This is a genomic window from Pseudoalteromonas sp. T1lg21 (assembly GCF_002964625.1).
GTDB lineage: Bacteria > Pseudomonadota > Gammaproteobacteria > Enterobacterales > Alteromonadaceae > Pseudoalteromonas > Pseudoalteromonas gelatinilytica.
The window spans coordinates 117,288-131,043 of the sequence record NZ_PQBX01000006.1; the positions used below are offsets into that span (position 1 = coordinate 117,288).

General features: G+C 43.0%; 9 protein-coding genes and 2 pseudogenes. 10 read left to right on the forward strand and 1 reads right to left on the reverse strand.

Annotation, left to right across the window (positions count from 1 at the left end):
• Positions 1 to 266: 266 nt before the first annotated feature.
• Positions 267 to 2,432, reverse strand: coding sequence for a M3 family metallopeptidase (locus tag C2M25_RS05135; protein ID WP_063703891.1), 2,166 nt, complete (start codon positions 2,430 to 2,432; stop codon positions 267 to 269).
• A gap of 431 nt (positions 2,433 to 2,863) precedes the next feature.
• Between C2M25_RS05135 and C2M25_RS05140 the strand changes: the two genes are divergently transcribed.
• The 10 genes and pseudogenes from C2M25_RS05140 to C2M25_RS21945 form a co-directional block, all read left to right on the forward strand.
• Positions 2,864 to 4,195: a dihydroorotase gene (locus tag C2M25_RS05140; protein WP_105180604.1), complete on the forward strand. Its 1,332-nt coding sequence runs from the start codon at positions 2,864 to 2,866 to the stop codon at positions 4,193 to 4,195.
• 11 nt (positions 4,196 to 4,206) lie between these two features.
• The gene (folE2, locus tag C2M25_RS05145) at positions 4,207 to 5,091 is read left to right on the forward strand and encodes a GTP cyclohydrolase FolE2 (RefSeq protein ID WP_105180605.1); all 885 of its coding nucleotides are present in this window, start codon (positions 4,207 to 4,209) and stop codon (positions 5,089 to 5,091) included.
• A 124-nt stretch (positions 5,092 to 5,215) separates the two neighbouring features.
• Positions 5,216 to 7,375 (forward strand): S46 family peptidase, encoded by a 2,160-nt coding sequence (locus C2M25_RS05150; protein WP_105180606.1) that lies wholly within the window; start codon positions 5,216 to 5,218, stop codon positions 7,373 to 7,375.
• A gap of 185 nt (positions 7,376 to 7,560) precedes the next feature.
• Entirely contained in the window at positions 7,561 to 8,202 is a 642-nt protein-coding gene (locus tag C2M25_RS05155) for a thermostable hemolysin (protein WP_063703902.1), read from the forward strand.
• A pseudogene (locus tag C2M25_RS05160) lies at positions 8,199 to 9,656 on the forward strand (AMP-binding protein); the annotation flags it as partial. The gene C2M25_RS05155 and the pseudogene C2M25_RS05160, both read left to right, overlap by 4 nt.
• A 12-nt stretch (positions 9,657 to 9,668) precedes the next feature.
• The gene (locus tag C2M25_RS21815; protein ID WP_105173768.1) at positions 9,669 to 10,358 is read left to right on the forward strand and encodes a TenA family transcriptional regulator; all 690 of its coding nucleotides are present in this window, start codon (positions 9,669 to 9,671) and stop codon (positions 10,356 to 10,358) included.
• Complete coding sequence (locus C2M25_RS05165; protein ID WP_054563176.1) at positions 10,355 to 11,131, forward strand: SDR family oxidoreductase; 777 nt, start codon at positions 10,355 to 10,357, stop codon at positions 11,129 to 11,131. Before C2M25_RS21815 ends, C2M25_RS05165 begins: the two co-directional genes overlap by 4 nt.
• A gap of 20 nt (positions 11,132 to 11,151) precedes the next feature.
• On the forward strand, positions 11,152 to 11,799 hold the full coding sequence (locus C2M25_RS05170; RefSeq protein ID WP_063703906.1) for a tetratricopeptide repeat protein: 648 nt from the start codon (positions 11,152 to 11,154) through the stop codon (positions 11,797 to 11,799).
• 3 nt (positions 11,800 to 11,802) lie between these two features.
• Complete coding sequence (locus C2M25_RS05175; RefSeq protein ID WP_063703908.1) at positions 11,803 to 12,462, forward strand: response regulator transcription factor; 660 nt, start codon at positions 11,803 to 11,805, stop codon at positions 12,460 to 12,462.
• 422 nt (positions 12,463 to 12,884) lie between these two features.
• Positions 12,885 to 13,691: pseudogene (locus C2M25_RS21945) on the forward strand (ATP-binding protein); the annotation flags it as partial.
• Positions 13,692 to 13,756 lie beyond the last annotated feature (65 nt).

Genomic DNA, 13,756 nt, shown 5'->3' on the forward strand with positions numbered 1-13,756 from the left:
GCTTAAGTTAGCGAGTTTCGAGATGCGAGGTACGAGATGCGAGATGCGAGGTACGAGATGCGAGATGCGAGGTAGCAGCGATTTTATATCGCGTCCTAGAGCCTAGTACCTAGCGCCGCGTGAAACGTGTTTCGCGCGTCTGACGGCTGATAGCTGAAGGCTGACAGCTCCTTTGCTATTGTTGTGGGGTTATCAACACTCGATAACCCCACATTTCTGACTTACAGCTTAGAGCTCAGAACTTAAAGCTTAAAGCTTAAGGTAAGCTATTGAACCGTTGCTTTAAGGCCGCGGCGTTTTAATAACGCTGACGTGTCTGGCTCTTGACCTCGGAATGCTTTGAACGATTCCATTAAGTCACGTGAGTTACCCACTTCTAAAATTTCTTTACGGTATTTTTCACCCATTTCGCGGGTTAAACCACCTTGCTCTTGAACATATGCAAAGGCGTCTGCCGCTAAGATTTCACTCCACATGTAAGCATAGTAACCCGCTGAGTAACCGCCGCCCATTGAGTGCGAGAAGAAGGCTGATTTATAGCGAGGTGGTACAAATGGTACATCAACACCATGTTTTGCAAGCGCTTGTTGCTCAAACTTTTCAATGTCTTGTAATGGTGCATCAGCAGAAAGTGAATGCCACTCCATATCAAGTAATGCAGCTGCAACGTATTCTAGAGTATCAAAACCTTGGTTGAAGCTACGTGATTGAATTACTTTTTTCAGTAGCTCATCAGGAATTGGCTCGCCAGTTTTATGGTGTTTTGCATAGTTAGCGATAACTTCAGGGTACATTGCCCAATCTTCTTCAAAAGTTGATGGGAACTCAACGAAGTCACGTGATACTGAGGTGCCAGATAGAGTCGGGTACTTCACGTTTGAGAACATGCCGTGTAAGCCATGACCTAGCTCGTGGAAAATCGTTGTTGCTTCATCATAGCTGATAAGCGTAGGTTCGCCATTCGCGCCTTTTTGAATGTTCATAACGTTTACGACAACTGGCTTTTGTTCTTTAAGGCCAGATTGTTTAACGAATGAGCTCATCCATGCACCGCCACGCTTACCTTCACGAGCGAAGTAGTCAGCAAAGAAAATGGCTAAGCTTTTACCATTTTCATCAAACAACTCATAGGCTTTGACATCAGGGTGGTAAACCGGAATATCGTTACGTGGTTTAAAGGTGATGCCGTATAAACGGTTCATGGTGAAGAATACGCCGTCTTCAAGAACACGGTTGAACTCGAAATATTCTTTCACTGCATTTTCATCAAGGTTATATTTATCTTTACGCACTTGCTCTGCGTAGAATAACCAATCCCATGGCTGTAATTTGAATTGCTCACCTGACTCATCAATCTTAGCTTGAATAGCCGCCGCTTCTGCGTTTACGTTCTGCATTAATGCAGGGATCATGCTTGCAAACATATCAAATACAGCTTGTGGTTTTTTCGCCATTTGCGACTCTAAACCAAAATCAGCCCAGCTGTCGTAACCTAATAGTTTCGCTTTTTGAGCACGTAAGTGAGCAAGTTCTGCCACGATATCACGGTTACTATTTTCGCCCGATAATGCACGCTCAGCCGATGCACGCCATACTTTTTCACGTAAATCGCGGTTTTTCAGTGTTGCCAGAATAGGCTGACGCGTGGTGTTTGTGATCTTAATTAGGTATTTGCCTGGATGGCCAGCTTCTGCAGCGGCATTGGCAAGCTGCTCAATTTGACCTGCAGGTAAGCCCTCAAGCTCTGCTTTGTCATCCACTAAAACAACATTTGTTTTAGTCAGCGCTAATAAGTTTTGTGAGAACTGAGTTGTTAAGCTCGAGTGCTTTGTATTGATATCACGAATTTGTTGTTTTTGCTCTGCACTTAATTTTGCACCAGCACGCACAAAACGTTTGTAGTAAACGTCTAATAAACGCTTTTCTTCAGCAGTTAAGGCAAGGCTGTCAGCTTCGCTGTGAATAGCCGCTACTTTCTCAAAAAGTGCTTTATTTAAGAAAATGTTGTCGCTATGAGCCGCTAGTTTTGGTGCTAACTCTTTTTGTAATTCACGACGTGCCGGATTTGAATCCGTACCCGCTAAGTTATAAAAAATACTGCGCGTGCGTGTTAATAGCTCACCACTTTTCTCGAGCGCAACAATCGTATTGGCAAAATCAGGCTTTGCTGGATTGTTGATAATAGCTTGCACTTCAGCCATTTGCTCAGACATGCCTTTATTAAATGCCGGCATGAAATGTTCATCTTTAATCGCACTGAAATCAGGCGTCTCGTATTGTAATACGCTTTTCACAAACAGTGGGTTAGCTTGCTCATTTGCAGCAACAGGGGCTGATTGCTCTGATTTAGGCGTTGATGTTGTTGTTTGCGGTTCTGAACAGGCTGTAAGTAACAGCGCAGAACTGATCGCGGTTGCGATTAGGTGTTTCATAGTTTTTCTCTTGTCATTTTTAAAATTAAATTGTGTCGATATAACCTTGCACATACGTTTTATAAGCTCTTGATTTGCATAGCGGTTAAAACGGATTACAAAAAGATGCTAAAAAAGCACTTATATGAGGCAGGTATCACCATGTGATCAATGAGCCCAGCATACTGTGTCTTATTACAATTGACCTCATACGTTGCGATAAGGTGATTATTGGCTGCGATAAGCCGTTAAAATTCTCTAAGATCGGAAAGCCACTTATAACTTTACAGCTTAAATAGCCCGACCCAATTGATCTTTTTGACTCATAACAGTGTCCAAATAAAAACTTTATGGTATGTTATATTGTAACAATTTAGTCTGCAATCAATCTTGCCATGGAGTGCATTTTTTTACGATAAGTTGCAAATGTTGCTGAATAAGCAAGGAGTCATATGGCTATCATAATCAAACACGCCTGCGTTGTTAATGAAGGGCAGCGCGCATTAAATGATGTAAGAATTGTTGGTGATCGAATCGCTGAAATTGCTGCAGATATCAGCGCTAAGGCCAATGATAAGGTAATTGATGCAAGCGGCCTGTTGCTATTACCAGGCATGATCGACGATCAAGTACATTTTAGAGAGCCAGGTTTAACCCACAAAGGTACGATCGCCAGTGAATCCGCCGCCGCAGTGGCTGGTGGCATTACAAGTTTTATGGAAATGCCCAATGTTTCACCATCGACTACCACGGCAAAAGCACTTGCAGATAAATACGCGATAGCGGCGCAAACGAGCGCTGCGAATTATGCGTTTTATTTTGGCGCAACCCCAGACAACCTCAATGAAATTAAAGCCCTTGATGCCAAAAGTGTATGTGGTGTTAAAGTGTTTATGGGGGCATCAACAGGCGATTTACTGGTTGAGCACCCTCATGCTCTAGAGGCCATTTTTCGGGAAAGCCCAGTACTCATTGCCACCCATTGTGAGCAAGGCGAAGTTATTCAACAAAATCAGCGCCGTTTAGCAAAGCGCTATGGTGAGTTACGTATCGAACATCACCCATTTATTCGCGATGAGTTAGCGTGTTATGCATCATCATCGTATGCCGTATCGCTGGCAAAACGCTATGGCTCACAGTTACATGTTTTACACCTTACAACAGCAAAAGAGCTAGAGCTATTTAGTAACGCACCCATAGAGCAAAAGCACATAACTGCCGAAGCTTGCGTGCATCATTTATGGTTTAACCAAGATGATTACGCAAACTATGGCAATCAAATTAAATGTAACCCTGCCATAAAATCAGAGCAAGACCGCCAAGCGCTACTCGCAGCAGTACGCGATGGTCGCATTGATATTATTGCTACCGATCATGCCCCTCATACTTGGCAAGAAAAACAGCAACAATACAGCGCTGCACCTGCTGGGCTCCCATTAGTCGAGCATGCACTACTGTCGTTACTTGAGCAGGTAAAACGTGGTGCGTTGAGCCTTGAGCAAGTCGTTGAAAAAACAGCGCATAACGTGGCAAAGCGATTTGCTATCGAAGAGCGGGGGTTTATCAGAGAAGGTTATTTTGCTGATTTAGTCCTGGTTGACCCAAATGCAGAAAAGCACGTTGAGCATACAAACACACATTACTTATGCCAATGGACTCCTTTCAATGGCACCACTTTTTCACACCGAATAACACATACCTTTGTAAATGGTGAGTGTGTCTTTGATGGGCAACAAGTGACCCCGCACAAACAGGCCGCTAAGGCCTTAACATTCAATCGTTAAAAGAAGTGGATATGCAATTACCCGATATTACCTCACACTCAAATGTAGATTTTCAGTCACCTTTAAAATGGGTCGGCATGGAAAAAATAGCATTGCCTTTGAAGCTTGCACAAACTCATGTTGATGTGCACTTGAATACCAAAGCTGATGTGTTCGTTAGCCTTGATAGCGATGCAAAAGGCATTCATATGTCACGTCTTTATTTATTACTTAATCAGCAGTTGGCTAAACAAAGCTTAACGAGTCAACGTGTTAGTGAGTTTATGGAGGCCGTTTTAAGATCACAAAAAGGCTTAAGTAAAGGCGCAAAATTGGTGCTGCATTTTGATTTACCACAGCTAAAACCAGCGCTGCTTAGCGACAACGCAGGTTACAATGCTTACCCTGTCGTTTTAACGATTACAAAGCAGCAATCACTCACCATTAACTTAAAAGCCGATATTGCCTACAGTAGCACCTGCCCATGTTCAGCGGCATTATCGAGGCAGCTTTTGAGCGAGGCAGTCAATAAGCAATTTAGTGATCAGCATATAGATAAAGCCTCTTTACTCAATTGGCTTGCAAGTGAACAGGGCTCAATTGCAACTCCCCATAGCCAGCGCTCTTATGCGTATGTCAATGTCACTTTTAGTAGTGAAAAGCTACCTGATATTAGCGGCTTTATCTCAGTATGCGAGCAAGCCATTGGCACCCCAGTGCAAACCGCCGTGAAGCGTGAAGATGAACAAGCATTTGCTGCCCTTAACGCAAAAAACTTACTGTTTTGCGAAGATGCAGCAAGGCGATTAAAGCTGTGTTTCGAAACCATGCCGGGTATTGCTGATTACCAATTTAAGGTTGAGCACCAAGAAAGCTTACATGGCCACAATGCGGTCGTTTATGAGTCTAAATATTAGGTTCATGAACCTTAAGTGGTTTACAAACTTTGACATTTGCGGTCGCAAATTATTGCTATTGGCTAGCATAATGACAATGATACGAGCGCTAAAAAGATAAACATAACAAATATAAAGGACGACTATGCGATTTAAATTTATTGCTGCTGCAGTGGGTCTCGCTGTAGCAAATGTTGCTGTTGCCGACGAAGGCATGTGGCAACCTCACCAGTTACCAGAACTTGAATCTATCCTAAAAGCGAAAGGCTTGAGCATTGATGTAGAGTCAATTTCAAAACTGACTGAGTTTCCGATGAATGCGGTAATTAGCCTTGGTGGCTGTACCGCTTCGTTTGTTTCACCAAAAGGCTTAGTTGTAACAAACCATCACTGTGCCTATGGTTCGATTCAATATAACTCAACGACCGAGAACAATATTTTAGAAAATGGCTTTTTAGCTAAAACAACGGGCGAAGAAGTGCCTGCATCCCCAGGTTCTCGCGTTTATGTAACAGAGCAAGTGACCGACGTTACAGCAAAAGTAAATAAAGGGACTGAACAGCTAACCGGAAAAGCACGCTTTGATGCTATTGCAGCAAATGAAAAAGCACTTGTTAGTGAGTGTGAGCAAGACAAGAGCTATCGCTGTAATGTGTATACTTTCCACGGTGGTCTTGAGTACTACCTTATTAAATCGCTTGAAATAAAAGATGTACGTTTAGCCTATGCCCCAGCGATGGGCGTCGGTAAATACGGCGGTGATATCGACAACTGGATGTGGCCGCGCCACACAGGTGATTTCTCGTTCTATCGCGCGTATGTTGGCAAAGATGGCAAGCCAGCTGAATATTCAGAAGACAACGTGCCGTACCAAAGTGATGCGTTTTTAAAAGTAAGTGCTAAAGGCGTACAAGAAGGCGATTTTGTGATGGTTACCGGTTATCCGGGCAGCACAAACCGTTACCGCATTTCGCCTGAAGTTGACTATGTGTTTAATACAGCCTATCCATTAGCGCGTAAATATAACTCTAAATATGTCTCGTTAATTGAAGAAAATGCCCCGGATGGTTCAGAGGCACGTATCGCTTATGAAAGCACTATTGCGGGTTACAACAACTACATTAAAAACTACGGCTCAATGATTGAGAGCTTCAATAAAGGGTCAATGTATAGCCGTAAGCAACAATTCGAAAGAGATCTTACTGCTTGGATCAATCAAGATAGCAACCGCAAAGCTAAATACGGACAAGTACTTGCTGATTTAACGGCGTTAGTTACACAGTCACAAAAGCATAACCAGCGCGACCGTATGTTAGGGTATGTACACCGTTCACAAATGATGTCATCGGCACGCATGCTATATCGTTTAGCTTATGAAAAACAAAAGCCAGACGCTGAGCGCGAAAGCGGTTATCAAGAGCGTGATATGCCACGCATTAAATCACGTTTAGAAAGCATGAGTCGTCGTTATGATGAAACCGTTGATAAAGCCATTTTACTGTACTTTATTGAGCAGTATGCAGCCTTACCAAGCGATGAGCGCGTTGCTGAGGTTGATAAAGCACTTGGCCTAACAAACGGTTTTGATAAACAAAAACAGCAAGCCTTGCTTGATGATATGTATGCTAAATCGGTTCTTGCAGATGAAAGCAAACGTTTATGGATGACAGAACTTGACCTTGCACAGTTAAAGCAAAGTAGCGATCCATTCATTCAGTATGCTCATGCAATCTTTGCAGTCACAAAAGATATTGAAGATGCGAAAAAAGAACTTGCTGGTAAACAGCAAGCTGCTCGCCCTGCATTAATGGAAGCAATCATCGCTTATAACAAGGCACTTAATAAACCTGTTTATGCAGATGCTAATAGCACCTTACGTGTAACTTACGGTACGGTAGGCGGCTATTCACCGCAAGATGGCTTAGTGGCAACCCCCTTTACATCGTTAGAAGGCCTGCTTGCTAAAAATACTGGTGTTGAACCATTCAACTCACCAGAAAAGCAAAATCAGTTAATTAAGCAAAAGCTTTATGGCGATTACACAGGCGGTATGAATACTGTTCCGGTTAACTTCTTATCGAACGTAGATACCACAGGTGGTAACTCAGGCTCTCCAACATTAAACGGTAATGCTGAGCTCGTTGGTTTGTTATTTGATGGTGTGTACGAAAGCATTATTGGTGATTGGGATTATGATGAAAACTTAAATCGCTCAATTCACGTTGATTCACGATACATGTTGTGGGTGATGGATAAAGTTGATAATGCTCAAAACCTACTTAAAGAGATGACTATCGTTAAGTAATCTAAGTTTAACGTTAATTTAAGCATTAAAATGCCAGTCTAACAGACTGGCATTTTTGTTTTTAATAAAATAAAAGCATTAAATTTCATGAGGTTGAAAAATATTTATAAAAATTAATTTTTCTTAAGTTTTATTTAAGTTTCGCTCGATAAATTTTACACATAACCTAAGTGGAGCGAACAATTATGCTTTCAGTTCAACAATCACATCAAACTCAAGTTCAAGAGCCGGCCTTTGTTTGCACTCGTGAAGGAGGTCAATTCCGTGACCGTCTCGAGAGTAATATCAAGCAAGGTTTTGCTGCAGCTTATGATGCGAAAATTTCGCAGTTCATGCCGCTACTGTGTGAGCTTAATGTTGATGATGAAGTATGTACGTTAGGTCTTCGCTCTGCATCACAACCTTTGTTTATTGAACAATACCTCCCTGCGTCTATTGAGCACTTTGTCGGTGCCAAGCGTGAGCACATTTTTGAGCTAGGTAATTTATGCTCAACGCATCGAAAAGCCACCTTGGCACATTTTGTTTTAATGAACGAAGCACTCTATCAAGCAGGGGCAAAATATTTAGTGTTTTGTGCAACCCGTAAAGTGAGAGCGCTATTAAAAATGCTGGGTGTAAATTGCAAAGAAATCGGTGTTGCCAATGCACAAGCACTACAAGATCCAGCAAGCTGGGGGAGCTATTACGATAATCAACCAACCATTTGTGTGGTTGACCTAAACGAAGCACATCAACGTGTATTAAATACCCCCGTTTTATTCAATATCAAACAGCAGTGTTTACAGTCATCCCTTGAATTGGCTGTCTATTTGGAGGCGTTATGAGCTGGTTAACACAGTTACCGCATAAGGATAGCGACACCTTGATAGTTTGCCATCAAAGTGAAGGTGTGCGCTCACTAACTAAACAAGAATTTACAGAACAAGTGGCTCGTTTGCTTCCTACCTTGGCTGAATTTGATGCCCAAGGTGTTGCTTACCAATTAGATAACACACCCGCTTGGTGTGTATTAGAAGCTGCGCTTAGCGAGCTTCAAAGAGTGGCGATTCCACTACCAACGTTTTTTACTGCCCAGCAAATTGCGTTTGGTTTGCAAAACAGTGGGGCAGGGTTATTTGTATGTGACCGCGCTTATGAAGGTGAGCATGCAAAATTAGTGGCGCTAGTGGATGTATGTAAGCATTACCCTTTATATGTTTATCAATTGAGTAATACACAGTCTGTACCTTATTTTGCAAACACGCAAAAGATTACCTTTACGTCGGGCTCAACGGGCACACCTAAAGGGGTGTGTTTATCGCTTGAGAGTCAAATGCAGGTAGCGACATCACTTTATCAAAGCATTGGTTTAGAAAAACCAAACCATTTATGTTTACTGCCGCTACCGGTTTTACTTGAGAATTTAGCGGGTGTTTATGCGCCGCTATTAGCAGGTGGCACAGTTAACTTAGTGCCTTTAGCGGAACTTGGCTTTTCTGGTGCACAGTTACTTGAACCACGCAAATTGATAGCAGCAATTGAACGCACTGAGCCAAATACCCTTATTTTAGTGCCTGAGTTACTGACTTGTTTAGTGGCTTTTGCAAAGCAAGGCTGGCAAGTACCTACAAGCTTAAAGTTTATTGCTGTAGGTGGCGCGGTTGTAAGCCAAGCGCTTATTAAGCAAGCTCGTGAGCTCGGTTTACCCGTTTATCAAGGCTATGGTTTATCTGAATCTTCATCGGTGGTGAGCCTAAATACACAGACTGATGATGACATTGACACCGCAGGGCGAGTGCTAAAGCACATTCAATACAAAATTGAAAATGGCCAGCTTTATATCAAAGGCTCATTGTTTTTGGGGTACTTAGGTCAAGCAGCGCAAAATGCTGACGATTGGTATGCAACCGGCGATCTCGTTACTGAGCAAGCAGGTCGCTTGATTATACAAGGCCGCTTGAAAAATCAGCTTATCACCAGCTTTGGGCGCAATATCAGTGCCGAGTGGCCAGAATCGTTATTGCTTAGCCACAGCCAAGTACAACAAGCTGTGGTGATTGGCGAAGGCCAGGCATTTTTAGCCGCGCTTATCTATGCAAACCAAGCGATGAGTGACGCTGAACTTGCTGCCCATATTACGGCACAAAACGCGCAACTACCCGAATACGCACAGATCAGAAAATGGCATCGAATGGCAGAGCCTATGAGCCACACGCAAGGTTTATTAACCAGCAATAATCGCCCTAAACGCGATGTTATTAATCAATTTTTTGCTACAGAGATTTCAGCACTTTATCAAGAGGCGACGAGCATGAGTCAATTTTTCAATACATTACAAGCCGAAACACAGAAAGAACGTGACTACCTTTTAGCTGCGCCGATTATCGGCCGCGTTTTTAAAGGTGAAGTAAGCCTAAGTGAATATGCATCGTTCTTAACGCAAGCTTATCACCATGTTAAGCATACAGTACCACTGCTGATGGCAGTCGGTGCAAAGCTGAGCGATAAACAAGAGTGGCTGCGCGAAGCTGTTGCAGAATATATCGAAGAAGAGTTAGGCCACCAAGAATGGGTGCTAAACGATATTGCAGCATGCGGTTTTGATAAAGAGCTAGTACGTCATTCTCGTCCACAGTTTTCGACCGAATTAATGGTGTCGTACGCCTACGATGCAATTAATCGCGGTAACCCATTAGCATTCTTTGGCATGGTTCATGTGCTTGAAGGCACTTCGATTGCATTAGCCGATAATGCAGCAGGGCAAATCCGTGAGGTTGTAGGTTTACCTAAAAAGGCGTTTACCTACCTTACTTCGCACGGTGCACTTGATATTGAACATGTGAAGTTTTTCGAAAATCTTATGAACAAAATTGATAACGAGGACGACCAGCAAGCCATCATTCACGCCGCAAAATGTTTTTATAAACTGTACGGCAATATTTTCCGTGACCTCGATTCAGAACCTTTCTTTAGCGAGGCTGACTTGGAGCAAAGCGCATGAGTAGCCCAGTTTGTGTGCTAACCGGTGCAACAGGGGGGATTGGCCGTGCTATTGCCCTTCGCCTTGCAAAAGAAGGTTGGCGTTTATTACTTGTTGGTCGAAATGTGAAGCAACTTGCTGCACTGCAATTGGAATGTGGCAATGATGCTGAGTATTTTCAGGCTGACCTAAGTAACAGCGAATCTCGCGACGATCTTGCTAAGTTTGCTCAGCAAATTGGCGGGGCAACGTTACTAATCAATAACGCAGGCGTTAATGTAATGCAGGGGTTTAGTGAAATTAGCGAACAGCAAATTGATCACCTGTTAAATATTAATCTGCATGTGCCTATTAAATTGTGTCAGCTGTTTTTACCTCAAGTGACCCGCAATAAAGGCACGATTGTCAATATTGGTTCATCGTTTGGCAGCATTGGTTATCCGTATCAAACCTTGTACTGCGCAAGCAAGTTTGGCCTAAGAGGGATGACCGAAGCCCTTGCCAGAGAGCTCAGCCATAGCGATGTCAAAGTATTGTATTTAGCGCCTCGTGCCACCGATACCGCGATTAATTCGCCGCAAGTACGCGCGATGAACAAAGAACTAGGTAACACCATGGATCCGCCAGAAAAAGTGGCTGATGCATTAATAGATTTAATTAAATCAAAAAAACGTCGTCGTTTTATTGGTTTTCCAGAAACATTATTTGCCCGTATTAACGGTGCATTTCCATCACTCGTTGATAACGCAATAGCAAAACAACTTCCTAAAATTAAAAGTTTTTTTGCCAACTAAATTGATTAAGGTGAATGATTATGACTAAACTAAATTTTAAAGCCCTAATGATGTTAGGTGTTATCATGGCTGCGCCTGCAAAAGCCGACTTTAATAGCGATTTAAGTTCGGTGCAAAAACAGTGGGCAGTGGTGAATTACGAATTAGTTGAAGATGCGCAGTTAGATGCATTCGAAAAGTTAGCGAGCGAAACCGCAGAGTTTACCAAAGCCAACGACCAGCAAGCAGCTAGCCATATTTGGTACGGTATTGTGTTATCGAGCTATGCAGGTGCAAAGGGGGGTTTAGGTGCGCTAGGTCTTGCAAAAGATGCGAAAGCACAATTTGAAAAAGCGCTAAGCCTAGATCCAAAAGCGCTTGATGGCTCAGCATACACGAGCCTTGCAACCTTATACGGTAAAGTACCTGGTTGGCCAATTGGTTTTGGTGATGACGATGAAGCGAAAAAATTGTTTAAGCAAGCGCTTGAGCTAAACCCGCGTGGTATCGATAGCAACTATTTATATGCGTCATTCCTGTATGACGAGCGCAAGTATAAATCAGCTAGAGAGTTTTTATTGGTTGCACAGCAAGCGCCAGCGCGCCCTGATAGACCAAAAGCAGATCTTTACCGCCAACAAGAAATTACTAAACTATTGGCTAAGGTAGAGAAAAAAATAAAGAGATAAACTATGCATTTATTGCTCGTTGAAGACGACCATTTAGTGGCAGAAGGCCTGTGTCGTTCTTTACGTCAACAAGGATACAGTGTTGAACATAGTTCGACCGTTAAGTCAGCGATGCAATGGCTGCAAAATGATGAAATTGAGCTGGTAGTCCTTGATTTAGGACTACCAGACGGTGATGGCATCGACATTTTAAAACACATCAAAAAGCATCGTAAAAACCTGCCCGTGGTGATTTTAACGGCTCGGGGCAGTATTGATGATAAAGTCATGGGGCTAGATTTAGGTGCTGATGATTACCTTGCAAAGCCTTTTGATCCCGCAGAGTTATTTGCCCGTCTTCGGGTTGCCAGCAGGCGTGTGACCCAAGCTCAGACCAGCACTTTAAAAGTCGGTGATGTTGAAATGGACACCGCCGCTTTTACCGTGAGTTTTCAAGGTGAGCCAGTAAACTTGCCACGTAAAGAGTTTATGCTCCTTAAAGCCTTGCTAGAAAACCAAGGCCGCGTGCAATCAAAGCAGCAGTTAGAGAATAAACTCTATGAATGGGGCGAAGAGGTGGGGTCAAATACCATCGAAGTGCACATTCATCACTTGCGTAAAAAATTCCCAAAAGAGTTTATTAAAACCTTACGCGGCATTGGTTATGTGGTGGGTAAACGCTAGTGTCAATTCGTAAGAGGCTGACTCTACTTATATTGTCTATGGTGATCTTAACCTGCTTTTTGGCATTTACTAAAGGTTACCGTGAAAGTATGAATCAGGCTGAAGCACTGCTTGATAACGAGCTGGTAACGCTGGCGCATGTGTTACTCGAGCAGCCACTCAATAAAGAAGCTCCGGCCTATACGAGTGATCTACCGCAGTTATTATTTCAAGTTTGGGTTGATGACAGCTTGGCCTCAAGCTCAAAATCATTGCAGCATAACTCTAGCAATCAAAGTCAGTGGCAAACCGGGTTTAGTGTTGAGAACTTGGCTGGGCAACGCGTCAAAGTGTATCGCTTAAGCGAAGGTAATAAGCGCGTGCTTATTGCTGAGCCTTTGAGTAAACGTGTGGCGCTAACCGAAACCGTGATTCTATCGGCCATGACGCCGCTGTTATGGAGTGTGCCTATCCTTGCTCTCCTTATTAGTGTGTTTGTAAAACAAGGGCTTGCGCCACTAACTCGGTTATCAAATCAACTTAAACATCGTCAAGCAAATGACTTTACTGCAATCCCTTGGCAAACCCCAGAGCAAGAAATAAAACCCGTAATTAGCCGCTTAAACGATCTATTCAAACGGGTTGAAAGTGCCTATTTACGAGAGCGCTTTTTTGCTTCTGATGCGGCCCACGAACTGCGTACCCCGCTCAGTAGTTTAAAAATCAATGTGCATAATTTAGTGGCTCAAGGTGTTGAGAGTGTTGAGCTTGATGCGATGGAAAAAGGCGTTGATAAACTGAGTAATATCGTTGAGCAAATGCTGATTTTGGGGCGTACTTATCCAGAGCAATGGCAAGCGCAATTTAGCCCCGTGTCGGTGTTAGAAATTAGCCAACAAGTTGTTGCACAACTTTATGATCGTATTGACGAAAAAGAGCATACCATTAGCATTGATGGCGATGATTTTATCATTGCCGGTGACGAATTCACCTTAGTTACTTTGTTTGGCAATTTACTGAGTAACGCCATAAAATATACCCCAGCTGTGGGAGAAATTTGTATTACGCTGAAAACCGAAAATAATCGTTTTATTTGGCAAATAGATGACTCGGGCCCAGGTATTGATGAAGCTCAAAAACAGCGCATTTTTAACCGTTTTTACCGTGTGGGTGGTGATAAACATCCATCAGGTGAACAAGGAGCCGGGCTTGGTATGGCCATTGTTGAACACATAGTCTCGATTTATAACGCTGATATTGCTTTAGCAGATAGTCACCTTGGTGGCTTGCGAGTGAGTGTCTCTTTTAGCAAGGA

What these genes read in the sequence shown, in the direction of transcription:
- C2M25_RS05175 (WP_063703908.1), top strand. Translation starts at nt 11,803, where the DNA reads ATGCATTTATTGCTCGTTGAAGACGACCATTTAGTGGCAGAAGGCCTG.
- C2M25_RS05155 (WP_063703902.1), top strand. Translation starts at nt 7,561, where the DNA reads ATGCTTTCAGTTCAACAATCACATCAAACTCAAGTTCAAGAGCCGGCC.
- C2M25_RS05170 (WP_063703906.1), top strand. Translation starts at nt 11,152, where the DNA reads ATGACTAAACTAAATTTTAAAGCCCTAATGATGTTAGGTGTTATCATG.
- folE2 (WP_105180605.1), top strand. Translation starts at nt 4,207, where the DNA reads ATGCAATTACCCGATATTACCTCACACTCAAATGTAGATTTTCAGTCA.
- C2M25_RS05140 (WP_105180604.1), top strand. Translation starts at nt 2,864, where the DNA reads ATGGCTATCATAATCAAACACGCCTGCGTTGTTAATGAAGGGCAGCGC.
- C2M25_RS05135 (WP_063703891.1), bottom strand. Translation starts at nt 2,432, where the DNA reads ATGAAACACCTAATCGCAACCGCGATCAGTTCTGCGCTGTTACTTACA.
- C2M25_RS21815 (WP_105173768.1), top strand. Translation starts at nt 9,669, where the DNA reads ATGAGTCAATTTTTCAATACATTACAAGCCGAAACACAGAAAGAACGT.
- C2M25_RS05165 (WP_054563176.1), top strand. Translation starts at nt 10,355, where the DNA reads ATGAGTAGCCCAGTTTGTGTGCTAACCGGTGCAACAGGGGGGATTGGC.
- C2M25_RS05150 (WP_105180606.1), top strand. Translation starts at nt 5,216, where the DNA reads ATGCGATTTAAATTTATTGCTGCTGCAGTGGGTCTCGCTGTAGCAAAT.